The 21,919-nt window shown below is 72.5% G+C and carries 23 protein-coding genes; 9 read left to right on the forward strand and 14 right to left on the reverse strand.

The window, feature by feature from the left end:
* Window positions 1–310 precede the first annotated feature (310 nt).
* Window positions 311–3,370, forward strand: a complete 3,060-nt coding sequence (locus LDL48_RS28305) for a S8 family serine peptidase (protein ID WP_225258281.1) — start codon at window positions 311–313, stop codon at window positions 3,368–3,370.
* A 52-nt stretch (window positions 3,371–3,422) separates the two neighbouring features.
* On the opposite strand, the gene LDL48_RS28310 is transcribed toward LDL48_RS28305, so the two are convergent.
* From LDL48_RS28310 to LDL48_RS28325, 4 genes are all read right to left on the reverse strand, one after another.
* Window positions 3,423–4,058 (reverse strand): GntR family transcriptional regulator, encoded by a 636-nt coding sequence (locus tag LDL48_RS28310; protein ID WP_225258282.1) that lies wholly within the window; start codon window positions 4,056–4,058, stop codon window positions 3,423–3,425.
* Between the two features lie 72 nt (window positions 4,059–4,130).
* Window positions 4,131–4,652 (reverse strand): SRPBCC domain-containing protein, encoded by a 522-nt coding sequence (locus LDL48_RS28315; protein ID WP_225258283.1) that lies wholly within the window; start codon window positions 4,650–4,652, stop codon window positions 4,131–4,133.
* Entirely contained in the window at window positions 4,649–4,969 is a 321-nt protein-coding gene (locus LDL48_RS28320) for an ArsR/SmtB family transcription factor (protein WP_225258284.1), read from the reverse strand. The genes LDL48_RS28315 and LDL48_RS28320 overlap by 4 nt, the downstream gene beginning before the upstream one ends.
* Before the next feature lie 631 nt (window positions 4,970–5,600).
* Complete coding sequence (locus LDL48_RS28325) at window positions 5,601–6,074, reverse strand: LapA family protein (RefSeq protein ID WP_225258285.1); 474 nt, start codon at window positions 6,072–6,074, stop codon at window positions 5,601–5,603.
* A gap of 130 nt (window positions 6,075–6,204) precedes the next feature.
* On the opposite strand from LDL48_RS28325, the gene LDL48_RS28330 reads away from it, so the two are divergent.
* Complete coding sequence (locus LDL48_RS28330; RefSeq protein ID WP_225258286.1) at window positions 6,205–7,158, forward strand: CAP domain-containing protein; 954 nt, start codon at window positions 6,205–6,207, stop codon at window positions 7,156–7,158.
* Window positions 7,159–7,233: 75 nt separating this feature from the next.
* Here LDL48_RS28330 and LDL48_RS28335 read toward each other — a convergent pair whose 3' ends face one another.
* Both LDL48_RS28335 and LDL48_RS28340 read right to left on the reverse strand, forming a co-directional pair.
* Window positions 7,234–8,130 (reverse strand): glycosyltransferase family 2 protein, encoded by an 897-nt coding sequence (locus LDL48_RS28335; protein ID WP_225258287.1) that lies wholly within the window; start codon window positions 8,128–8,130, stop codon window positions 7,234–7,236.
* A gap of 63 nt (window positions 8,131–8,193) precedes the next feature.
* Window positions 8,194–8,784, reverse strand: a complete 591-nt coding sequence (locus tag LDL48_RS28340; RefSeq protein WP_225258288.1) for a DNA-directed RNA polymerase II — start codon at window positions 8,782–8,784, stop codon at window positions 8,194–8,196.
* 121 nt (window positions 8,785–8,905) lie between these two features.
* Here LDL48_RS28340 and LDL48_RS28345 point away from each other — a divergent pair, with 121 nt between their 5' ends.
* Together LDL48_RS28345 and LDL48_RS45170 are read left to right on the forward strand one after the other, a co-directional pair.
* Entirely contained in the window at window positions 8,906–10,135 is a 1,230-nt protein-coding gene (locus tag LDL48_RS28345; protein WP_225258289.1) for a GNAT family N-acetyltransferase, read from the forward strand.
* A gap of 17 nt (window positions 10,136–10,152) precedes the next feature.
* A complete protein-coding gene (locus tag LDL48_RS45170; RefSeq protein ID WP_225258290.1) occupies window positions 10,153–10,707 on the forward strand; it encodes a hypothetical protein in 555 nt (184 codons plus the stop codon).
* 5 nt (window positions 10,708–10,712) lie between these two features.
* On the opposite strand, the gene LDL48_RS28355 is transcribed toward LDL48_RS45170, so the two are convergent.
* The 5 genes from LDL48_RS28355 to LDL48_RS28375 form a co-directional block, all read right to left on the reverse strand.
* Window positions 10,713–11,195, reverse strand: a complete 483-nt coding sequence (locus LDL48_RS28355) for a ribose-5-phosphate isomerase (protein ID WP_225258291.1) — start codon at window positions 11,193–11,195, stop codon at window positions 10,713–10,715.
* 13 nt (window positions 11,196–11,208) lie between these two features.
* Window positions 11,209–12,123 carry an alpha/beta hydrolase gene (locus LDL48_RS28360; protein WP_225258292.1) on the reverse strand — a complete coding sequence of 305 codons (915 nt, stop codon included), beginning with the start codon at window positions 12,121–12,123 and terminating at the stop codon, window positions 11,209–11,211.
* Window positions 12,123–13,310 (reverse strand): DUF1015 family protein, encoded by a 1,188-nt coding sequence (locus LDL48_RS28365; protein ID WP_225258293.1) that lies wholly within the window; start codon window positions 13,308–13,310, stop codon window positions 12,123–12,125. The genes LDL48_RS28360 and LDL48_RS28365 overlap by 1 nt, the downstream gene beginning before the upstream one ends.
* Window positions 13,311–13,320: 10 nt before the next feature.
* Entirely contained in the window at window positions 13,321–13,527 is a 207-nt protein-coding gene (locus LDL48_RS28370) for a hypothetical protein (RefSeq protein WP_225258294.1), read from the reverse strand.
* 108 nt (window positions 13,528–13,635) lie between these two features.
* Window positions 13,636–14,265: a mycothiol-dependent nitroreductase Rv2466c family protein gene (locus LDL48_RS28375; protein WP_225258295.1), complete on the reverse strand. Its 630-nt coding sequence runs from the start codon at window positions 14,263–14,265 to the stop codon at window positions 13,636–13,638.
* Between the two features lie 133 nt (window positions 14,266–14,398).
* Between LDL48_RS28375 and pepN the strand changes: the two genes are divergently transcribed.
* Together pepN and LDL48_RS28385 are read left to right on the forward strand one after the other, a co-directional pair.
* Window positions 14,399–16,957 carry an aminopeptidase N gene (gene pepN, locus LDL48_RS28380; protein WP_225258296.1) on the forward strand — a complete coding sequence of 853 codons (2,559 nt, stop codon included), beginning with the start codon at window positions 14,399–14,401 and terminating at the stop codon, window positions 16,955–16,957.
* A gap of 62 nt (window positions 16,958–17,019) precedes the next feature.
* Window positions 17,020–17,574, forward strand: coding sequence for a Uma2 family endonuclease (locus LDL48_RS28385; protein WP_225258297.1), 555 nt, complete (start codon window positions 17,020–17,022; stop codon window positions 17,572–17,574).
* A gap of 1 nt (window position 17,575) precedes the next feature.
* On the opposite strand, the gene LDL48_RS28390 is transcribed toward LDL48_RS28385, so the two are convergent.
* Window positions 17,576–17,983, reverse strand: coding sequence for a DUF5130 family protein (locus LDL48_RS28390; protein WP_225258401.1), 408 nt, complete (start codon window positions 17,981–17,983; stop codon window positions 17,576–17,578).
* Window positions 17,984–18,047: 64 nt separating this feature from the next.
* Window positions 18,048–18,323, reverse strand: a complete 276-nt coding sequence (gene ctaJ / locus LDL48_RS28395; protein WP_443667680.1) for an aa3-type cytochrome oxidase subunit CtaJ — start codon at window positions 18,321–18,323, stop codon at window positions 18,048–18,050.
* 231 nt (window positions 18,324–18,554) lie between these two features.
* Here ctaJ and LDL48_RS28400 point away from each other — a divergent pair, with 231 nt between their 5' ends.
* A complete protein-coding gene (locus LDL48_RS28400; RefSeq protein WP_225258298.1) occupies window positions 18,555–19,043 on the forward strand; it encodes a hypothetical protein in 489 nt (162 codons plus the stop codon).
* Window positions 19,044–19,096: 53 nt separating this feature from the next.
* Window positions 19,097–19,894: a class F sortase gene (locus LDL48_RS28405; RefSeq protein ID WP_225258299.1), complete on the forward strand. Its 798-nt coding sequence runs from the start codon at window positions 19,097–19,099 to the stop codon at window positions 19,892–19,894.
* Window positions 19,895–19,985: 91 nt separating this feature from the next.
* Here the strand turns inward: LDL48_RS28405 and LDL48_RS28410 are convergent, their stop codons facing one another.
* Window positions 19,986–20,528 carry an HNH endonuclease gene (locus tag LDL48_RS28410; RefSeq protein ID WP_225258300.1) on the reverse strand — a complete coding sequence of 181 codons (543 nt, stop codon included), beginning with the start codon at window positions 20,526–20,528 and terminating at the stop codon, window positions 19,986–19,988.
* Window positions 20,529–20,758: 230 nt separating this feature from the next.
* On the opposite strand from LDL48_RS28410, the gene LDL48_RS28415 reads away from it, so the two are divergent.
* Complete coding sequence (locus tag LDL48_RS28415; RefSeq protein ID WP_372472206.1) at window positions 20,759–21,826, forward strand: mechanosensitive ion channel family protein; 1,068 nt, start codon at window positions 20,759–20,761, stop codon at window positions 21,824–21,826.
* The last annotated feature ends 93 nt before the right edge of the window (window positions 21,827–21,919 follow it).

A 21,919-nucleotide genomic window follows, 5' to 3' on the forward strand; every position in this document is an offset into this window, starting at 1 on the left:
GCTCCCCGGCGGCGCCCGGCACCCGGCCGCCCCGAATTCATCACGTGGCACCATGCCGTTTACAAGCCCGCAATGAATGCTCCTGGGGCAATTTTGAGAGTCGTGCAAACAGCCTTCCCGTTCGATCGCCCGGACATTTCCCGACTGCCCCACGACCATTGTTAGGAGCATCACGGAGAAAGGTATAACTGCAGCTCAGAGACACATTGAAGGGCTTCTCCGCAATCCGGATGCATATATTCGGCGCGGTCCCGGACCGGCGTTTCCGCTCTGGCCGGGACCATTCGTCGGTTCGCCGGAAAGAGGAAATGTGAACCCTTTGAATTCCGCTCGACATCCGCGCCGAGCGCGGGCCCGGCTGGCCGGTACGGTCGCTGCCGCGCTGGCCGCCGCGCTGCTGCTGGCGCCCGCGGCACCGGCCACCGCGGCGGACACCGGCCAGCGGCGCCCCTACCTCGTGCAGCTGGCCGAGAACCCGGTCGCCTCGTACACCGGCGGCGTGGCCGGCATCGCGGCGACCCGGCCGAAGGCCGGTACCCGGCTGGCCCGCACCGCCGCGGGCGTGCAGCCGTACCGGCGGCACCTCAGCGAGCGGCGCACCGACGTGCTGGCCGCCGCCGGCATCCCGCGCAAACGGGCGACGGTCACGTTCGACACCGTGTTCAACGGGTTCGCCGCCACCCTCACCCCCGCCGAGGTACGCCGGCTGAAGGGCACCCCGGGCGTGGCCCGGGTGCACGAGAACGCCACCGTGCAGGCCCGCACCAACCACTCGCCGCGCATGCTCGGGCTGGCCGGGCCGGACGGGGTGTGGCAGCAGCGCTTCGGCGGTGCGCGCGACGCCGGCGCCGGCACCGTCATCGGCGTGATCGACACCGGGTTCTGGCCGGAGAGCGCGTCGTTCGGCGCGATGCCGGAGCCGCGGCCGGACCAGGCCGCCGTCGACGCCAAGTGGAAGGGCACCTGCGACACCGGCACCACCGGGCCGGTCACCTGCAACAACAAGGTCATCGGCGCCCGCTGGTACGACACCGGCCGGCGCAGTGCCGTCGCCGGTGAGTACGCCTCGCCACGGGACGCCGGTGGGCACGGCACGCACACCGCCAGCACCGCGGCCGGCCTGCCCGGCGTACCGGTCACCGTGGACGGGCAGAACTTCGGCACCGTGCCCGGGATCGCGCCCGGCGCCCGGCTGGCCATCTACAAGTCGCTGTGGCGGACCGCGGGCGGCGGCAGCACCGGCGACACGATCGACACCGTGCACGCCATCGAGGACGCCGTCCGGGACGGCGTGGACGTGATCAGCATGTCCATCGGCTTCGGGTACGCCGGGCTCGGCGCCACCGACACCGCGCTCTACCACGCCTCCACCGCCGGCGTGTTCGTCGCCGCGGCCGCCGGCAACGACGGCCCGCTGGAGAACACCGTGGAGAACGCCTGGCCGTGGATGACCACGGTGGCCGCCTCCAGCCTCGACACCGAGGCCGCCCGGGTGGTCCGGCTCGGCAACGGGGTGCAGGTCAGCGGCGGCGGCACCGGAACCGCCGCGGTGGCCGGCACCCGCCTGGTCACCGGCGAGGCGGCCGGCCTCCCGGACACCGACGCGACCGCGTGCGCGCCGGGCACGCTGGACCGCGAACGGGTCAGCGGCGCCGTCCTGGCCTGCCGGTTCGACGACAAACGCACCGCCGTCCTGGCCGGTCGCGCCGTGCAGGAGGCGGGCGGCGCCGGAATCCTGCTGTACAACATCCCGCAGGTGGCGCTCACCGACGCCGTGCGGACGCCGATCCCGTCGGTACACCTGGACCGCGCCTCGTGGAACAAGGTCAACGAGTACCTGACCGCGACGCCGGACGCCACCGCGACCATCGCGGCCGGCGCGGAACGGTCGCAGCGGGCACCGGAGGTCAGCTGGTTCTCCGGCGCCGGCCCGTGGAACCGGGGCGGCGGCGGCCTGCTCAAGCCGGACATCACGGCGCCCGGACAGAACATCCTGGCCGCCGTGTCACCGGTCGCGCAGCCGCACGGCAACGTCGACTACGCGCACCTGTCCGGCACGTCGATGGCCACCCCGCACATCGCCGGCCTGGCCGCCCTGGTCCGCGCGCAACACCCCGGATGGTCGCCGTCCGCCGTCAAGTCGGCACTGATGACCACCGCCGGTGGCACCGACAACGAGGGCAAACCGATGCAGGCGACCGTGCGCGGCGAACCGGTGCCGGGCGGCTTCTACTCGATGGTCAAGGGCCCGGCCACGCCGTTCCACCTCGGCGCCGGTGAGGTCCAGCCGCGGCGCACGTTCGACCCCGGCCTGGTGTACGAGACCGAGCCCGCCGACTGGGTCAAGTTCACCTGCGGGCTCGGCTTCACGCTCCAGGCCGACCGGGAGGCGTGCGGGCGGACCGGATCGATCGAGGCCGCACAACTGAACTACCCGTCCATCTCGCTGGGCGACGTCTACGGCACCCGCACGGTCACCCGGACCGTCACCAACGTGGCGGCGACCACCTCCACCTACACCGCGAAGGTCAACCCGCCGGCCGGCTGGCGCGGAACCGTGCAGCCGGCCACGCTCACCCTCGCCCCGGGCGAACGCGCGTCGTTCACCGTGGAACTGGCGCGCACCGACGGACCGTTCGGCGCGTACAGCTTCGGCGACCTGACCTGGAGCGACAACGCCGGCCACACGGTACGAAGCCCGATCGTGCTGCGCGGGCAGAACCTGAAGGGCCCGGCCAACGTGCACTCCACGGCCGCCACCGGCACCCAGGCACTGCCGGTCACCTCCGGTTTCGCCGGCACGCTGACGGCGAAACTGGTCGGGTTCTCCGGCGGGACCGACCGGGCGTTCACGGTCGAGGGCGTCAACCCCGACTTCGACCCGGACGCCGCCGGGACGCCGGGAGTCCCGGACGTGCCGGCCTCCGCCCGCACCACGGTGACCGTTCCGGAGGGAAACCGGGACGCCGAGGTACGCGTGGACTACGCCGGCCTGCCGGCGGGTGAACAGATCGACCTCATCGGGTACGACGCCGAGGGCCGGGTCCACGCGCGCACCTGGGGACGGAACGGCATGTCCCTCTCCGAACCCGGCGAGTACACCGTCCTGGCGGTCCGGTCGGCGGCCGCACCTGGCCGCGAGAACGCCCGGGTCGACGGCACCCTCCGGTTCCGCACCATGGGACCGAACACGCCGAACGACGAGCGGGCCGAACTGTCCCCCGCGTCGTTCGAGGTGCGCAACGGCCAGACCGTGGAACCGGTCCTGCGCTGGACCGGCCTCACCCCGGGCCGCACCTACACCGGGTACGTGCAGTTCTCCGACGGCACCAGGGTGCTGCACGAGACCGAGGTGCTGATCGAGCCGTAGACCGTTCGCACGGCCGGGCGGCGCAGACGCGGGCCCGGCCGTGCGGCGCGGTTCACCCCAGATAGGTACGCGCGCCGTGCGCGTTCAGCTCGGCCAGGATGGCATCGGTGTCGCCGCCCTCGACCGCCGCCATCAGCCGCTCGTGCCGGTGCACGCCGTCCGCCGGCCGGGACACCTCGGCCTCCCGGCGCAGGTTCACCGCCATGTACAGCTGGAGCCGGACCAGCACCGACTCGTACACCGCGGACAGCTGCCGGTTGCCGGCCAGCGCCACCAACTCGACATGGAACCGCCGGTGCGCGTCCGCGACGGCCAGCCGGTCGCCGGTCGCCGTCGCCGTCCGCATCACCTCGAGCGCACCCCGCAGGGCGGAGCGGTCGGCGGTCCGCGGGATGGTGGCGACCGCATGCCGTTCCAGGACGTCGCGCACCTCGTACAGCTCGCGGACGTCGACGTCGGACAACGTCGCCACGCGCACGCCGCGGCGCGGGATGTGCTCGACGAGACCCTGCTGGGCGAGCAGGCGCAGCGCCTCCCGCAACGGCGCCCGGCTGATGCCGAGCTGCCGCGTCAGCTGCTCCTCGACGAGGCGTGCACCCGGATCGGTGCGCCCGCTGAGAATCTCGCGACTCAGCCGTTCCACGGCAAGGTCGACGAGGCTGTAGGTCTCCAGCTCCCCGTCCCTCACCCTGAAGAGTGTGCCAGTACGTCCGGCGCCGCCCCGCCGACGGGGCCACGCCGGACGTCCCGCGTACCCGAATCAGTCGTTGAAGGTCTCGCCGGTCTCGACCAGCGACTTGAGGTCGCTCAGAATCCAGGCCCAGCCACCGCCCGCACCGGCCTCGTCCGAGCCGCTGACCAGCGCCGCCGTGGCGGGCGCCCCGGCCAGCTCGTGGATCACGGTCAGCTTGCACACGCCGGGTTGCGTCTGCGACTCCTCGACGAGGTAGGTCACCCGGGTGAACGGCTCCGTGGCCGTGGTCGGATCCATCAGCATGCGCCACGTCTGCACCAGCCGGCGCGGCGGATCCACCTCCAGGACCTCGCCGTCGACGATGGTGTCCGGCATCGGGAAGCCGTTCTGCTCGGCGTACTGGATCATGCCCTGGTTCGGCGTCGACCGGTACGACCCGCCCGGCCTGAGTTCGTAGAAGCCCGGCGCCGCGTACCCGTAGCGCGCGTTCCACTCCGGGTCGGTGATGGCGGCCCAGATCTTCTCCGGGGCGGCCTTGATCCAGACGCGGTACACCTGCGTGGTCCCGGTCTCCGTCTGCGTGGTCATTCCGGCTCCTCCAGCGCGTTCTTCAGGTCGACGAGCGCCGTCACGTGGCGTTCGGTGTATTTGTCGATCCACCGGTCGTGGATCAGCCGGATCGGCACGGGATTGAGGAAGTGCAGCTTCTCCCGGCCCTGCCGGCGGACCACGACGAGATCGGCCTCCTCGAGCACCTTGAGGTGCTTGGCGACCCCGAATCGGGTCATTTCGAGTTCCCGTTCCAGCTCCGTGAGCGTGCGGCCGTCACGCCGAAAGAGCAGGTCGAGCAGGAAACGACGGGTCGGGTCGGCAAGCGCCTTGAACACCCGGTCGTCGTCGGTCATGACTCCAAGTTATGTGACCATCGGGTCACATGTCAAGGCCGCAGGGCCTGCGGAGCGGGTGGCCTCGCGGCTCAGCACGCTGGACAGAGACTCGGACGGCGCGGGTCGACGCGCCAATCAGGTGCAGACCTCGCGTGCGGAGCTTCGGTGCGGAGCACACCAGAGCGCCACACACACAGCGGCCCCCGGGACGCCGCGTGCAGAACTCCGGCGCGCAACGCACCACGCCGTCACACACAGCGGCACTCGGGACGCCGCGTGCGGAACACCGGCGCGCAACGCACCACGCCGTCACACACAGCGACCCCCGGGACGCCGCGTGCAGAACTCCGGCGCGCAACGCACCACGCCGTCACACACAGCGCCCCGCAGACGCCACGTGCGGAATTCCGGCAGGCAGCGCACCACACAGTCACACAGCCGCCCCGCCCATCGCGATCAGGCCAGCGGGCCACTCCCCCCGCTCCCCGACGCGGGCGAGCCCCCGCAATCGACGGGTGCCGCCTCTACCGAGCCTCGATCTTGGAGTTGCGGTGGGGACGAAAGCCGCATCGCACCGACGAATCGGGCACCACGAGTCCAAGATCGGGCACGTCCGGCCGGAGCGGGCGGGATGGGCGGGGGCGGGGTGTCAGTGGTTGCGGCGGACCAGGCGGCGCAGCTGGATGATGCGGGCGGCGGCCACGGCCATCGCGACGATGGCGCCGGCCACGCCGGCGATCAGCAGCGCGAGTGCGAGCGGAATCCGTCCCTCGAGAGCGAAGAACGAGATCTCCACCTTCGCGGTGTTCTGCGCGATGAAGACAATGAGGACGATCAACGCCACGACGCCGGCCCAGACGCCCGCCCACACCGCGCTGGTGCGGGTATGCGTGACCCGCGGTCCGGGCGCGCGGTCGCCGGCCGGCGCCACACCGGCGGGCTCCCGGCCGGTCGTCACGCCGGACGACTCGCGATCGAAACCCATGCCGGACGACTCGCGGGAGAGCGGCACCCCGGACGGGCCCCGGTCGGCAGCCACGCCGGTCGGCTCCGGGGCAGTCGACTCCGGGGCGGGCACCGGGGTTCCCGAGGCGGTGGGGCGGTCGTCCGAGGCGTACGTCATAGGTGTGATGTGCCCCGGACGGTGAGTGACTAACCCTGGCGCCAGATTTAAGGCCGGGCTAATAGACCGGCATCGAATTACGACGATACCGTCTTCGCCGGACAATCCTTCCTCAACGATTCGGACCACCATGCGTAGACGCGTTCTCCTCGTCGGCGGCGTCGCCCTCGTCACCGCCGCGGCGGGGATCGTCGTTGCGGCCAGTGCCAGTGCCGGCACCATGACGTACGAGGCGGAGGCCGCCGGCAACTCGATGCGCGGCGGTGCCCACGCCGTGGAGTGCGGGCGGTGCTCGGGCGGGCGGCGGGTCACCGGGATCGGACTGCTCGGTTCGCTGACGTTCGCCGGGGTGGTGACCGAGCGGGCGGGGCCGACCCGGTTGGCGGTGACGTACACCGGGGCGGAGACCCGGACCGCCCGGGTCAGCGTGAACGGTGCGGTCGCCGCCGCGATCCGGTTTCCGGCGTCCCGGGGGGCGAATCGGCCCGCCACGGTACGGATCACCGCCACGCTCGCGGCCGGTGACAACACGATCAGTTTCGGCAACCCGGACGGCGTCGCTCCGGATGTCGACAAGCTGGTCGTCACGACGGACGGGACTCCGCCGACGGTGGCACCGACCGCTTCCGTGCCGAACGGGCCGGGTAGCACCGCCACGCCGCCACCGCCGCCCGGCAGCGGACCGCCGCCCGGGAACCCGGCGTTCGAGGCGGAGGTGCTGAGCCTCGTCAACCGGGAACGTACCTCGGCCGGCTGCCCGGCGGTGACCTCGGACGACCGGCTCGTCGCGGCGGCCCGGGCGCACTCGGCGGACATGGCCACCCGGAACTACTTCAGTCACACCACACCGGACGGCGTCCCGTTCGCCACCCGGATCACCCGGGCGGGATACCGGTGGTCCGGTGCCGGCGAGAACATCGCCCAGGCGCAGCGCACGCCGGCCGCGGTGATGGCCAGCTGGATGAACAGCTCCGGCCACAAGGCGAACATCCTCAACTGCGACTTCACGAACCTCGGCGTGGGCGTGGCGGCCGACGCGGACGGCACGCTGTTCTGGACCCAGGACTTCGCCCGCCCGCTCTGAACCCGCCCGCTCTGAACCCGCCCGCTCCGAACCCGCCCGCTCCGAACCCGCCCGCGCGGTGGGCGAGCCCGCGGCTCAGCTGACGTAGCGGCGGGCCCGGGAGGCGCGCTGCGCCGCGTCCAGCGCGGACAACCGGGACTCCACCGTCCACGGCCGGGGCCGCCGGTTCGCCAGCAGCCAGGGCAGGCCGCGCAGCGCGTCCAGGGAGCCGAGCGCCGAGGTCCGGTCGTGCGGGACCGTGCGGGCCAGGAACGCGGTCCGCCGCAGCGCCTGCCTCAGCGGCCGGCGCAGCCAGGTGAACCAGAGCGTGTTGCGCAGCCCCACCCGGCGGCGCAGATCCGGGTCACGCAGCACCGACGCCCGGTGGTGCACGACCAGGTCGTCGCGGTAGCACAGCTCCCAGCCGGCGCTGATCAGGTCGGTGGCCAGCAGCTCCTCCTCGCCACCCAGCCACAGCCACGGGCTGAAGCCGCCGGCCCGCCGGAACGCGTCCCGGCGCACCACCGCGGCGCCCGCCAGGAAGCTGCCCAGCGCGGGACCGGGGAGCCACCCGGGCGCGGACACCGGGGAGTCTCGCAGCTCCGCCACGATCGGGTCGTCGGCACCGGACGGTTCCACCACGATCCGGGCGTTCAGCACGGCGATCCTCGGGCAGCCGTCGAGGAGGTCGGCGGCGCGGCGCAGCGAACCGGGCTCCCACCAGGTGTCGTCGTCACAGAACGCGACGTACGGCGTACCCAGTCGGTCCACGCCCACATTGCGCCCGACGGCGCCGAGGTTCTCGCCCAGCGCGACCACGTCGACGTCCGGGAAGCGGTCCCGGACGGCGGCGGCCGTGCCGTCGGTCGAGCCGTTGTCCACCAGCACCACCGGTGGCCGTTCCGGCAGCGCCCGCAGCCGGGCCACCGCGGCCACCGCCTCGTCGCGCCGTTGGTGCGTGATCACCACGACGCCTACCCGCGCATCGATCATCTTGCCTCCCCAGGCCGACCGCGGGGGTACCCAGGAAGGGAGGATCCAGACCAGGAACGGGGGTCAGAAAAGACCCACTACCCAGTGGTACGCGTCCATCACCCATTCGGTCTGCTGCAGGTGCGCCAGTCCCACGCCGACCAGGAACACCGCCGCGACCAGGTGGGCGCCGCGGGCGGACCGGCGCACCCGGCCCAGCTGCTTCTCCAGGATCGCTCCACCGAGGACCCGGGCCAGCACGAACAGGCCGAGCGCCACGAACAGGCTGCACACGAACACCACGATCGGGGTGGTCAGGTCGCCGTCGGTGGAGATGGCCCAGATGCCCCAGCAGACGAACGCGAACAGCAACGCGGCGCTGGTCCACTCGCCGCCGCGGCGCAGCTCGTTCAGGTGCCAGGAGCCCGAACGGTTCTGCCGCGGCGCCCCGGAACCCGGCCAGCCGGTGCCGGTGGGTTCGTGCTCGGCGGCGTACTGCTGGGTCCGGGGGTGGGGGTTGACCTGGGCCCGGCCCCGGGAGAACGGCGACGGAGGCGGCGGCGCCGCGGGCTCCCCGGGCCGACCCGGCACCGGCGCCGTGGGCGGCTCGGCCCAGGGATCCTGCGGCGGCATGTCGAGCGTCCGCTCCGACCACTGCGGCGGCTGCTCAGGCATCGTGCCCACCCCCTGTACGCGACGACAGATCCGGCGCCACACCTCCGGCGCCGTCATATCGAGAGTAACGAGCCGGCAAACTCGGTCGCTGCGGCGTGCCTGATCCACTACACAGGGGGCCATGACTTCGGCAGAGCTTGCGATCCGGGTCGGCACCGCGGACGACTGGCCCGCGGTGTCCGATCTGCTCTCAGTGGTGTTCCACCACACGGCCGACGAGATGCGGGACGTCGAGGGTTCGGTCTATGAACCGGACCGGGCGCTGGTCGCCACGGACGGCGACCTGGTGGTGGGGCACGCGGCGGCGTACACCCGGGATCTGACCGTGCCCGGCGCCGTCCTGCCCGCCGCGCACGTCACGCAGGTCGGCGTCGCGCCGACGCACCGCCGGCGAGGCCTGCTGAACCGGATGATGCGCCGGCAGCTGGACGAATTCGCGGCCGCCGGCCGGGAACCGGTCGCGGTGCTCTGGGCGAGCGAGACCAGGATCTATCCGAGGTACGGGTTCGGGCCGGCCGCCCAGCGCCTGACCATGCACATCATGAACCGGGAGATCACCCCGCCCGCCGTGCCCGCGAGCGACGGCCGGCTGCGGATGGTCGACCCGGCCGCCGCGGTGGCGGACCTCCGCACGGTGTACGAGTCGTTGCGCCCGCACCGTCCCGGCTGGTCCAGCCGGGACGACCGGTGGTGGCGGTTCGTGCTGTCCGACCTGCCCTCGCAGCGCGGTGGCGGCACCCGGCTGCACGGCGTCGTCCACCACACCCCGGACGGACCCACCGGGTACGCCCTGTGGCGCACCGAGTCGCGCTGGGACGCGCACGGACCGGACGCGACGGTGCACATCCGCGAGGTGGTGGCGGCCGACCCGGTGGCGTACGCGGCCCTGTGGCGCTTCCTGCTCACCATCGACCTGACCCGCACCGCCGTCGCCGAGTACCTGGCCCTGGACGAGCCGTTGCCACACCTGGTGGACGAGCCGCGCCGGCTGGGCATCCGGATGCAGGACGGGCTGTGGATCCGGATCGTGGACCTGCCGGCGGCGCTGGCCGCCCGGCGGTACCCCACCGAGGTCGACGTGGTCCTGGACGTGACCGACCCGGATCTGCCGCGGAACACCGGCCGGTGGCGGCTCACCGGCGGACCGGACGGCGCCGCCTGTGCCCGCACCGACGCGCCGGCCGACCTGGCCTGCACCACGCTGGAGCTGGGCACCGTCTACCTGGGCGGCCCGACGCTGGCGAGTCTGGCGGGCGCCGGGCGGGTGCACGAACTGACCCCGGGAGCGCTGGCCCGGGCGTCGACGGCGTTCGGCGGACTCCGGATGCCGAACCCGCTGGAGGTGTTCTAGGCGGTAGGTTCGGCGGTATGGGTGAGACCGAACGCCGACGCCGCCGGTTACGTCCGCCCGCCGGAACCGGGCCGGTCGAGCAGGCCGGTGCGGGCGAGCCGGGCGCGCCGGTCGAGCCGGCCGGTGCGGTCGAGCCGGTCGAGCCGGCCGGTGCGGTCGAGCCGGCCACGCGCACCAAGGCGGGTGCGGTGACCTCCGCCGTGGACGACCCGGTGGAACCGCCGGTCCGCCCGACACCCGGCGGGATGAGCGGGGTGCCCGGACGGCCCGCCGCCCGGCCGGTCGCGCAGGCCGACCCGCGCCCCGCCCGGCCCGTCTCCGGCGGCAACGGCCGTCCGGCGCCCGGGTCGCGGCCGACGTCCGGTGCCGGCGCCGGTGGTGCCGACCGGGAGTCCGAGCGTGGGCTGCGCGGACTGGTCGGATCGGGCTCGTCGCAGGTCAGCCTGAGTGCGGCGATGCGCGCCCGGGACGCCGCCCGGCCCGGCGAGGAGCACCTGGCGGACGCCGAGGCGACCCTGTCCATCGTGCGGCGGAACTGGCTGCCCCGGGAGGACCTGCCGCGCAACCGCTGAGCGGCTCAGCCCTGCGGCAGCGACGGAAGCGGCGGCAGCTCGCGGGCCGACTCGTACGCGGCGAGCTGCCCGATCCGGCGGGCGTGCCGGGGATCGCCGGAGAACGCCGTGTTGAGGAACGCCTCCACGAACGAGGTGGCCTCGTCCAGGGTGTGCTGACGGGCGCCGATGGCCAGCACGTTCGCGTCGTTGTGCTGGCGGGCCAGCTGCGCGATCTCGACCTTCCAGGCGAGCGCCGAGCGGACCCCGTCGACCTTGTTCGCGGCGATCTGCTCACCGTTGCCGGAGCCGCCGATGACGATGCCCAGGCTGCCCTCGTCGGCCACCACCTTCGCGCCGGTGTGCAGGCAGAACGGCGGGTAGTCGTCCTCCGGGTCGTAACCGTGCGGACCCACGTCGACCACGTCGTACCCCTGCTTGGTCAGGTGGTTGACGAGGTGCATCTTCAGCTCGTAGCCGGCGTGATCGGAACCAAGGTAGACGCGCATGCCCCGAAGTCTCTCAGAAGGTCAGCGCGGCCCGCAGCGAGGACGCCACCTGGTCGGCGGCGGCCCGGGCCGCGTCGATGACCGCGAGTTTGCGGGCGAAGCCGTGGTTCATGCCGGCGTACCGGACGTGCACCACCGGCACGCCCGCGGCGGTCAGCGCGTCGGCGTAGTCGGCGCCCTCGTCGCGCAGCACGTCGTACTCGGCGGTGATCATCAGGGTGGGCGGCATTCCGGCCAGGTCGGCGGCGAGCGGCGCCGCGTCCGGGGTGAACCGTTGCGCCGGGTCCGGCACGTACGTCTCCCAGGCCAGCTTCATCGCGGCCCGGTCCAGCCCGTAGGAGCCCAGCTCGTCGTACGACTCGGCGGACAGCATCGGGTCGATCACCGGGTAGATCAGCACCTGGTAGTCGACCGGGGTGGCCGCGTCCCGCTGCCGGCGGGCCGCCACGGTGGCCAGCTGGCCGCCCGCGCTGTCACCGCCGACGGCCAGCCGGGACGGGTCGACGCCCAGGCCGGCGCCCTCCTTGCGGAGGTAGGCGAGGACCGTCTCGACGTCGTCCAGCGCGGCCGGGAAGACGTGCTCCGGGGCCAGCCGGTAGCCCACCGACAGCACCGCGCAGCCGGAGCGGTCGGCCACCCGGCGGCAGAACCGGTCCACCGTCTCGATGCTGCCGTAGCACCAGCCGCCGCCGTGCGCGTACACGAGGACCGGCGTGTTCACCCGGGTGGCGTACAGCCGGCAGGGCACGCCGTCGGCGTCGACGTCCACCACCACCGGCAGCGGCAGCGCGGGGCCGCTCTCCACCTCGTTGGCCTGCTCCATCGCGTCCCGGGCGAACCGCAGCTGGGTGTGCGGGTCCGCGGCGAGTTCCGCCGCGGTCGGCCGCCGCCGCAGTGCCGCGGCGGCCGTGACCTGAGGGTGCAGCATCAAAGTTGGGCGAGGACGAGGCCGCCGCGGGCCTTGGGGGTGAACCAGGTGCTCTTGCGCGGCAGCTTCTGGCGGGCCAGGTTGACCGCCACGAAGTCCTCGACGGTCACCGGTGCGATCAGCACGGCCAGCTCGGCACGCCCGGCGTCGACCTCACCGCGCAGCCACTCGGCCGGATAGTCGCCGCCGACGTACGAGATCCGCTTGTCGCCCGGGTCCAGGCCCAGGGCGTCACCCAGCAGGACCCGCTCGACCAGTGCGTGGTCCAGGTTGTCGACGTCGCCGCCGCCGGGCCGGGGCGGGAGCACCACCGCGTACGCACGGCCCTCGGCGTACAGCTCGATGGTCCCCTTGGCCGGGATGGCCGCGGGCCGCGTCAGCTCCTCGATCTGCGCGCCGGCCGCGACCAGCTGGGCCCGCAGATCGTGCACCGGCAGCTCGCTGACCAGCCGGTTGTACGGCTGGATGGCCACCGACGCGGGCGTGGTGACCACGGCCAGGAAGCGCGGCAGGCCGCCGGTCTGCGCGGCCAGGCTGCGGTGGTTGCCGTCGGCCACGACCAGTTCGCCGCCGCCCGCCAGCGCGACCAGTTCGTCCTGCTGCGGACCGGCCGGCAGGGTCCAGATGGCGTGGGTACGGCCGGTCTGGTCGACGTCCGTGGCGGCCGGCGTCCCGGCGTTCTCGGTGGCGGCGGCGAGCGCGGCGTGCAGCTCGTCGCCGCGGCCGGTCTGCAGCAGCAGCACCGGCGACAGCAGCGTGCCGAGCGCCTCGGCCAGCGCCACCCGCTCCCGCACCTTGGCGATGAACACGTCCTCGTTGCGGATCACCAGGCCGGGCTCGTCGGCACTGGTGGAGATCTGGTCGGTGTCGACCATGCACCAGAGCCCGTACGCGGCCGGCTCGCCCGGTGCGGTGATGCGGTACAGCACCACCACCCGCTCGGCCGGCGTGTAGCTGCCGTCCGCCCGTTCGTCGGCGAGCCGGGCCACGGCGTCCGGCAGCGCCTCGGCGAACGTCTTGCCGAGCGACTCGGGCGCGCGGTGCGGCATCTCGACCGCGAGCGCGCTGTGCGGATTGGCCGCGATGATCGCGGTGATCTCCGCGTCGTCGGCGAACTCGTCGTAGTTCTGGGCGCCGGTGCCGCCCGTGGTGATCCAGGCCCGGGTGATCGGGTGCACGACCGTCATGGTGGCGAACCTACCGGGTACGGCGCCGGTGCCGGCCCACCGGCATGTTCGCCCGTGACCGGGCCAACTGTCCGCGCCGCCACAGGTCCATCGGGCGCTCCAGCGGCGTGCTGGACACCGTCACCGGTGGCGCCACCATCGCGGCCAGGACCGGGTCCGCCCAGGCGCCACGGTGCACGGTGATCGTCGACGTGGCCACGACATCGGTGTCGGCCATCTCGCGCCTCTCGGATGTGATGGGTTTCTCACCCGGAGCAACGACCCCGGAGGCGCGAAGGTGGCGCTCAGGTAACGAACTTGAATGGGTTTTCCGCCGCGGGTGGGCTCAGTCGAAGATCGGACCCAATTCCCGGCTGCGCTTCAGCTCGTAGAACCCCGGCGTGCCGGCGACCAGCAGCACCCCGTCCCAGAGCCGGCCGGCCGCCTCCCCCTTGGGCGCCGGCGTGACCACCGGCCCGAAGAACGCGACGGTCTCGCCGTCGACCGGGCCGGGCGCGTGGATCACCGGCGTGCCGACGTCGTTGCCGACCGGCTTCATGCCGGCGTCGTGGCTGGCCCGCAGCGCGGCGTCCCAGGCGTCGCTGCCGGCCGCGTCGGCGAGCGCGGGGTCGAGCCCGACCTCGGTGAGCGCTTCGGTGTACAACCGCGCGTCGTACTCATACTTCCGCAGGTGGATGCGGGTGCCCAGCGCGGTGTAGAGGTCCCGCAGCACCTGCGGGCCGGCCGCCTCGGCGGCGGCGATGCAGACCCGCACCGGGCCCCAGGTGCGGTCCATCAGCCGGCGGTAGCTGTCGGTCAGCCCGTCCCGCCCCTGGTTGAGCACGGACAGGCTCATCACGTTGAACCGGATGTCCAGCGGGCGGACCTTCTCGACCTCGAGCAGCCAGCGGGACGTCATCCAGGCCCACGGGCAGGCCGGGTCGAACCACATGTCGACGGAGTCACGTTGTGTCATGCCTTCGATACTGCACCCTCGAAGTCGGGCGGCTCCGGGTGACGTGTGGCACGCCCGGTGCGCATAGGCTGGCGTGGAGGAAAACTCGGGACGGGGGCCGCGGGGCCTGAAGTGCCAGCTTGGAGGAGTCATCGTGGCCGGAGTTCGGAATCTGACCCAGGTCGAGGCCGCCGAGCGGGCCCGCCTGCTCGATGTGACCGGGTACGACATCGCCCTGGATCTGACCGACGGCGCGGGCAATCCCGGCGAGGGTACGTTCCGGTCCGTCACCCAGGTCACCTTTCGCTGCACGGAGCCCGGCGCGCAGACGTTCATCGAGGTCGCCGCGACCGCGATCCGGTCCGCCCGGCTGAACGGGGCGGAGGTGGATCTCTCCGGCTGGTCCGCCGAGCGGGGCCTCACGCTGACCGGCCTGGCCGCGGAGAACACGCTGACCGTCGAGGCCGACTTCGCGTACTCGGCGAGCGGGCAGGGCCTGCAGCGCAGCCTGGACCCGGTGGACAAGGAGATCTACCTCTACAGCCAGTTCGAGACCGCGGACGCGCAGCGGGTCTACGCCGCGTTCGACCAGCCCGACCTGAAGAGCGTGTTCACCTGGCACGCCACGGTGCCCGCGCACTGGAAGGTCATCTCGAACATGCCGGTGGACCGGCAGGAGAAGGCCGGCCCGGGGGCCAAGACCGTGCACTTCACCGAGTCGGCGCGGATGAGCACGTACATCACGGCGCTGTGCGCGGGCCCGTACCACGAGGTGCGCGACTCGCACGACGGCATCGACCTGGGCGTGTTCTGCCGGGCCTCGATGGCGCAGCACCTGGACGCCGACGACCTGTTCCTGATCACCAAGCAGGGCTTCGACTTCTTCCACGACAAGTTCGGCGTGCGGTACCCGCTGCCGAAGTACGACCAGCTGTGGGTGCCCGACTTCAACGCCGGCGCGATGGAGAACTTCGGCTGCGTCACGCACGCCGAGGCGCACTACATCTTCCGCTCGCAGGTCACCGACTACGAGTACGAGCAGCGCGCCAACACGATCCTGCACGAGATGGCGCACATGTGGTTCGGCGACCTGGTCACCATGCGCTGGTGGAACGACCTGTGGCTGAACGAGTCGTTCGCGGAGTGGGCCAGCCACTGGTGCAACACCCACGCCACCCGGTTCGCCGACGCCTGGACCACGTTCCTGTCCATCCGGAAGAACTGGGGCTACCGGCAGGACCAGCTGTCGTCCACCCACCCGGTGTACTGCGAGATGCCCGACCTGGAAGCGGTCGAGGTCAACTTCGACGGCATCACGTACGCCAAGGGCGCCAGCGTGATCAAGCAGCTGGTCGCGTACGTCGGGATCGACGCGTTCCTGGCCGGGCTGCGGGCCTACTTCGGCAAGCACGCGTGGGGCAACGCCACGTTCGACGACCTGCTCAGCGAGCTGGAGGCGGCGTCCGGCCGGGAGCTGCGCAAGTTCGCCGCGCAGTGGCTGGAGACGGCACAGGTCAACACGCTGCGCCCGGTCGTGTCGATCGGGGCGGACGGCACCTACACCGATGTCGTGGTCGAGCAGGAGGCGCCGGCCGCGTACCCGACGCTGCGCACCCACCGGATCGGCGTCGGCCTGTACGACCTGACCGACGGCCGGCTGGTCCGCCGGGAGCTGCTCGAGTTGGACGTCACCGGCGAGCGCACCGCGATCCCCGCGCTGACCGGGGTGCCGGCCGCGGACGTGCTGCTGCTCAACGACGACGACCTGACGTACGCGAAGATGCGCCTGGACGAGCGGTCGATGGCCACCGTGGTGCCGCACATCGCCGGATTCGAGTCGTCGCTGGCCCGGGCGCTGTGCTGGGCCGCCGCCTGGGACATGGTCCGCGACGCCGAGCTGGCCACCCGCGACTACGTGGCGCTGGCGTGCAGCGGCCTCCCCGCGGAGAAGGACATCAACCTGACCACGGCCACGCTGCGGCAGACGCAGACCGCCCTGGTCATGTACGCCGACCCGGACTGGGCGCCGACCGGCTGGGCCCAGCTGGCCGCCACCGCGCGTACCGCCCTGGAGGCGGCCGAGCCGGGCAGCGGGTTCCAGCTGGCCTGGGCGCGGGCCTACCTCAGCGCGTCGCGCAGCACCGCGGACCTGGCCGTGCTGCGTGGCTGGCTGGACGGCGAGGGCGTGCCGCCGGGACTCACCGTCGACACCGAGCTGCGCTGGTCGCTGCTGCAGACGCTGGCCGCGCACGGCGTCGCGACGGACGACGAGATCGGGTACGAGCTGGACGGCGACCGCACCGCCAGCGGCGAGCGGGAGGCCGCGTACGCCCGGGCGCTGCTGCCGACGCCGGAGAACAAGGCGCAGGTGTGGGAGCGGCTGACCGGCGACGAGGAGCTGCCGAACTGGCTGCACCGCTCGCTGCTGCAGGGCTTCCAGACGTCCACCCAGGTCGCGTTGACCGCGCCGTACGCGCCGAAGTTCTTCGAGGTGGTGGACGCGCTCTGGGCCCGGTCGGACAGCGAACCGGCGCAGGAGTTCGTGATGATGGCGTACCCGGCGTACCAGGTCAGCGCGGACACCGTGGCGCTGACCGACGCCTGGCTGGCCGCGGACGGGCACAACTCGTCGCTGCGCCGGCTGGTGGCCGAGGGCCGCGACGGCGTGGTGCGCGCGCTCAAGGCCCGGGCCCGGGACGTGGCCGCGGGCTGAGATCCGCCCCATCACCCACTCTGCGTGAGTACGCTGACACTCCGTGGTGATGGAGGTGGTCGGTGGAGACGGGGCACGGATCATTGGTGCGCTGGGCCGCACCCGACGGCCCGTGGACCGAGCCGGACCTGCACCTGTTCCCGCAGGACGGGCACCGGTACGAGATCGTCGACGGCGCGCTGCACGTCACGCCGCCGCTCGACCGTGACCACGAGTCGGTGGCCCGCGCACTGGTCACGACGTTGCGCGGCGCCGCGCCGGCGGGCTGGTGGGTGTGCGCCCGGCTGGGCGTGGAGATCGGCGCCAGCAACCTCATCCCGGACGTGATCGTGCTGCGGCCGGAGTCGTCCGGCGCGATCTGGACCGACCCGGCCGACGTGGCGCTGGTGATCGAGGTGGAGTCCACGGAGAGCCGGCGCTACGACCGGCTGCTCAAGCCGACGCTGTACGCCGAGGCCGGCATCCCGTCGTTCTGGCGGGTGGAGCCGGGCCCGGCGCTGCACGTGTACCGGCTGGAGGACGGCGGTTACCGCCCGGAACGCACAGTGCAGGGCGCCGAGCTGGTGCAGCTCGACGCCCCGTACCCGGTGCGGGTGGCCCCGTCGACCTGGGTCTGACTCAGTTCCGTCCGGCGTGGGTGGCGAGCTGGTCCAGGCCGGCCAGCACACCCCCGGCCAGGTCGCCACCGGCGAACGCCGCGGACATGCTCAGCGCGGCCAGCTTGGCGTCGCGGTCGGAGATACGCTTCCGGGCCTCGTTGCCGGTGACGATCTCCAGCGCCCGCTGGTTCGGCGACACCGCCACCAGGACCGCCCGGTTGGCGCCCTCGATCTGCTTGTGCAGCCGCTCCGCGTGCTCACGGACCGGCTCGTCGAGATCGCCGATGTAGACGCTGAAGGTGAGGCCGGTCAGCTGGTCGGCCACCCGGAGCGCCTCGTCGAGGCGGAGCAACTGCCGCGTGGTGAACGGGCCGTCGAGCGCCGCCTGGCCGTCCGGCGAGGTGGTCTGCTCCGGCTCGGACGAGATGGTCTCGCCGCCGGGCTCGTCCAGCGCGGTGTGGCCCTGGTTCCGGGTCGGGTGATCCTGAACGTTACCAGCGGTCACTTGCGCCTCCTGTGGACCCGGGACGCACCGGCCGGCCGGACGCGTCCTCGATGATGCCCGACTCGATCGCCGGCGGCTGCGCGCGCCCACCGGCCGTCAGGGCACCCGCGGCGGAACTGACCTGCTCCGGCGACGCCAGGAACCAGACCGGCTGGAAGTCGTACGGTCGGCCCGGCCGGTACCGCCGGGTGCGACGACGGGAGTCGCTGCCCGCGAAGGACAGCGCCGCGATCACCGCCGCGACCGCAACCGGGATGATCACGAAGATCAGTACGGTGTTAAGAATCGACAACCTCAACGCCCCCAGGCGCCTGATTTCCCAATGATCCGAACGTCAATCACGGTAGCGGAGAGCAGGTCGTGCCACTGCGTCGGGTCTCAACCCCACTTCTCACGCCGTCGGGCTCTACGCGGAATGGGCTCCGAGGTGCAAAAATCACCCTGACGCGCGGTACCGGCTGGTTCCTGCCCGGTACGGCAGGAGGGGGAGCTCATGCGCACAACCGTCCCGGCCGCTCTGGCAGCGCTCGTTGTCGGAATCTCGACCGCCGTCCTCGGTGCCGCCCCCGCACACGCCGCCGCCGTGTTCCTCGAGGCCAACCCCGACACGGTACGCGCCGGCGACCAGGTGGGCCTGCGCGCCAGCTGCACCGACAACCTGAAGAACGCGGCGGTGGCCGGCGACCCGCTGGGCCGGGTCACGGTCCGCCCCAACGTGGCCTTCCTGACCGCCACCACCCGGGTCCCGGCCGGCACCGAGCCCGGCACGTACCGCCTGACGCTCACCTGTCCCGACGGCTCCAGCGCCACCACCACGCTGAACGTGGTGGCCCGGGTGGAACCGGCCCGCGGGCCGGCCACCGGCGGGGGCGGCACCGCCGACGGCCGCTCGGCACCGCTGATGGTCGGCGGCGGCCTCCTCGCGATCGCCGCCGGCCTGGCGCTCGCGGTGGTGTCGCTGCGGCGCCGCCGTCTGGGCTGAGGCCGCCCGTGCGCCGCCCCGCGCCGTCCGGCCCGGAGGTTCCCGGCCCGCGCATGCCGGACTCCGTGCTGCGCCGGCGCCCGGCCGAGGTGGTCGTCGCCCGGCCGGACACCCGCGGGCGCCCGGCCGTGGCGGCCGCCCCGCCGCATCGACCACCGCAACAACCACCGGGCCGTGCATTGGGCCGGCCACCGGGCCGACCTCCGGGCCGGCCACCGCGACCGGTACGCGGGCGGCGTCCGGTACCCGTCGGCCTGATCGCCGCCGCGCTCGTCTTCCTCGGCCTGTTCAGCGTCGGCATGGGCCTCGGCAACGCCACCGGCTTCGACCTGGGTGACCTGTTCCGCGGCCCGGACAAGCCGCCGCCCCGGGCGTTCCCGGTGCTGGAGCCGAGTCCACCGCGCCGGGTCACCATCCCCTCGCTGAAGATCGAGGCGCCGATCCTGCACGTCGGCCTGGCCAAGGACGGCTCGGTCGACGTGCCGCCGGTCGAGCGGCACCGGGAGGCCGGCTGGTTCGCCGACGGCCCCTCCCCCGGCCAGTTCGGTCCCGCCCTGATCGTCGGGCACGCCGACACCCGGACCGGCCCGTCGGTCTTCCACAACCTGCACCGGATGAAGCCCGGCCAGCGCATCGAGATCCTGCGCCGCGACGGGGAGGTGGCGCTGTTCGAGGTGAACTCGGTGGAGGACTTCGGCAAGACCAAACTGCCGATCCAGCGCGTGTACGGCGACTACACCCGCCCGTCCCTCCGGCTGGTGACGTGTGGCGGGACGTGGCTGGGCGGCGACCGCGGCTACTCCGACAACATCGTGGTGTTCGCGTCCCTGATCGGCACCAAGGACCGCTAGCGCTGGTGTGCCAGTGGAGCGCTCCACTGGCACACCAGCGTCGTTATGAGCGGTGGATAACGACGCTGGTGTTCCACTCGGCGCGGGGGCGTCAGGCGGCTTCGGCCTCGACCGGCTTGGGCAGGTCGAGCCAGTCCGCCCAGCGCGGATCCGGCGTCCGGTGCCCCAGCACCCGCCAGGCCACCCCGCGCGGCGCGGCCGGTGGCGCGTGCAGGCGCCACCCCAGTTCGGCCGGGGTCTTGTCGCCCTTGCTGTGGTTGCACTTGGCACAGGCCGCCACCACGTTGTCCCACGAGTGCAGACCACCGCGGCTGCGCGGGAACACGTGGTCGATGGTCTCGGCGGAACCGCGACAGTAGGCGCACCGGCCGCCGTCGCGGGCGAAGATCGCCCGGCGGGACAGTCCGACGTGGGTCCGGTACGGCACCTTCACGTACCGGGTCAGCCGGACCACGGACGGGATCGGCAGCGTGTGGCGTGCGCTGTGCAGCAGTCCGTCGCCGTCGCAGACGCACTCTGCCTTGGCGGTCAGTACGAGAATGGTCGCTCGACGCACCGATACGACGCACAGCGGCTCGTAGGTAGCGTTCAACACCAACGCGGAAGAGCCCACTGTGGGTCGTATGTCAGGCATCGCGGTCACCCTTCGGTGTGGTACTTAACCGACTCCTGAGTGCTTGAGGTCTGGTACCGGCCAGCCGGGATCTCGGCTGGCCGTGCGCCAATAGTCCCTGATGGATGACGGAATTGCGAGCACAATCTGCAGCCGCCCGGTAAACGTCTGAGGTCTTATGCGAAGATGTCCGGTTTCCCGGAGACCGGGCCGCCGCGGCGATCGGGACCGGCCCGGTACGGTGGCTTCCCGTGTTACTTCTCGCTCCGACTCCCGCTCCGTCCGGCCCCGGCATCGTGATCACCACGCCGGACGTCACGCAGAGCTGCAAGACCGACGCCCTGTGCAGCCGCGTGTTCGAGCTGACCGACAATCAGTGGCTGGCGAACAGCAGCTACGTCGTCATCGTGAAGCCGCTGCGCATCATCGGCATCATCCTGGCCGCGATGCTGCTGCGCTGGCTGTTGCACCGGGCGATCAGCCGGCTCGCCACCAGCACCTCCCGGGCCGCCATGCCGGCGCTGCTGAAGCCGTTGAAGGAACGCACCACCCCGGCGGCCGAGGAGGGGCAGTTCATCCCGGAACGCCGCCGGCAGCGGGCCGAGGCGATCGGCTCGGTGCTGCGCAGTTTCGTCACGGCGGTGGTGTTCACCATGGCGATTCTGCTGGTCATGGGCGAACTGGGCTTCAATCTGGCGCCGCTGCTGGCCAGCGCGGGGATCGTCGGTGTGGCGCTGGGCTTCGGCGCGCAGAGCCTGGTGAAGGACCTGATCGCGGGCCTGTTCATGCTGCTGGAGGACCAGTACGGCGTCGGCGACACGGTGGACCTCGGCGACGCCGTCGGCGTGGTGGAGTCGGTCGGCCTGCGGATCACCACGGTGCGCGACGCCCGGGGGGTGCTCTGGTACGTGCGCAACGGCGAGATTCTCCGGGTCGGCAACAAGAGCCAGGGCTGGGCCATGGTGGTGATCGACATCCCGATCGGTTTCGTGAACTCGGAGCAGGCCGTCGCGGTGCTGCGTACCGCCGCCCAGTCGGTCGCGGAGCAGCCGGAGCACGCCACCGAGTTCCTCGAGGCTCCGGATGTGATCGGCGTCGAGACGCTCACCGTGGACGGTGCCACCATCCGGACGATCGCCAAGACCACTGCGGACGGTCAGGTGGGCGTGCAACGGGATCTGCGCCGGGCGTTGACCGAGGCGCTGGAGACGTCGGGGCTGTCCCAGAAGATCGCCGCTTCGCGGATGCTGCCGCGTCCCGCATCGCCGTATTCGTCCGCCGCGGGAGAGCGTGGCGGCGAGCCGGGCGGGGCCACCTGACCTGGCCCGACGCCGGTTCGGGGGATGGCGCTCTTCATCCGAATGGCCGATAATCGATCCGTACGCTCTAGCCACCGGTCAGACGATCGGGCA

The organism is Jidongwangia harbinensis (assembly GCF_020216025.1).
Classification (GTDB): Bacteria; Actinomycetota; Actinomycetes; order Mycobacteriales; family Micromonosporaceae; genus Actinoplanes; species Actinoplanes harbinensis.

Coding starts and splice junctions, on each gene's coding strand:
- LDL48_RS28315 (WP_225258283.1), bottom strand. CDS start 4,652: ATGACCACGCAGACGGAGACCGGGACCACGCAGGTGTACCGCGTCTGG.
- LDL48_RS28320 (WP_225258284.1), bottom strand. CDS start 4,969: ATGACCGACGACGACCGGGTGTTCAAGGCGCTTGCCGACCCGACCCGT.
- LDL48_RS28325 (WP_225258285.1), bottom strand. CDS start 6,074: ATGACGTACGCCTCGGACGACCGCCCCACCGCCTCGGGAACCCCGGTG.
- LDL48_RS28330 (WP_225258286.1), top strand. CDS start 6,205: ATGCGTAGACGCGTTCTCCTCGTCGGCGGCGTCGCCCTCGTCACCGCC.
- LDL48_RS28335 (WP_225258287.1), bottom strand. CDS start 8,130: ATGATCGATGCGCGGGTAGGCGTCGTGGTGATCACGCACCAACGGCGC.
- LDL48_RS28340 (WP_225258288.1), bottom strand. CDS start 8,784: ATGCCTGAGCAGCCGCCGCAGTGGTCGGAGCGGACGCTCGACATGCCG.
- LDL48_RS28345 (WP_225258289.1), top strand. CDS start 8,906: ATGACTTCGGCAGAGCTTGCGATCCGGGTCGGCACCGCGGACGACTGG.
- LDL48_RS45170 (WP_225258290.1), top strand. CDS start 10,153: ATGGGTGAGACCGAACGCCGACGCCGCCGGTTACGTCCGCCCGCCGGA.
- LDL48_RS28355 (WP_225258291.1), bottom strand. CDS start 11,195: ATGCGCGTCTACCTTGGTTCCGATCACGCCGGCTACGAGCTGAAGATG.
- LDL48_RS28360 (WP_225258292.1), bottom strand. CDS start 12,123: ATGCTGCACCCTCAGGTCACGGCCGCCGCGGCACTGCGGCGGCGGCCG.
- LDL48_RS28365 (WP_225258293.1), bottom strand. CDS start 13,310: ATGACGGTCGTGCACCCGATCACCCGGGCCTGGATCACCACGGGCGGC.
- LDL48_RS28370 (WP_225258294.1), bottom strand. CDS start 13,527: ATGGCCGACACCGATGTCGTGGCCACGTCGACGATCACCGTGCACCGT.
- LDL48_RS28375 (WP_225258295.1), bottom strand. CDS start 14,265: ATGACACAACGTGACTCCGTCGACATGTGGTTCGACCCGGCCTGCCCG.
- LDL48_RS28400 (WP_225258298.1), top strand. CDS start 18,555: ATGCGCACAACCGTCCCGGCCGCTCTGGCAGCGCTCGTTGTCGGAATC.
- LDL48_RS28405 (WP_225258299.1), top strand. CDS start 19,097: ATGCCGGACTCCGTGCTGCGCCGGCGCCCGGCCGAGGTGGTCGTCGCC.
- LDL48_RS28410 (WP_225258300.1), bottom strand. CDS start 20,528: ATGCCTGACATACGACCCACAGTGGGCTCTTCCGCGTTGGTGTTGAAC.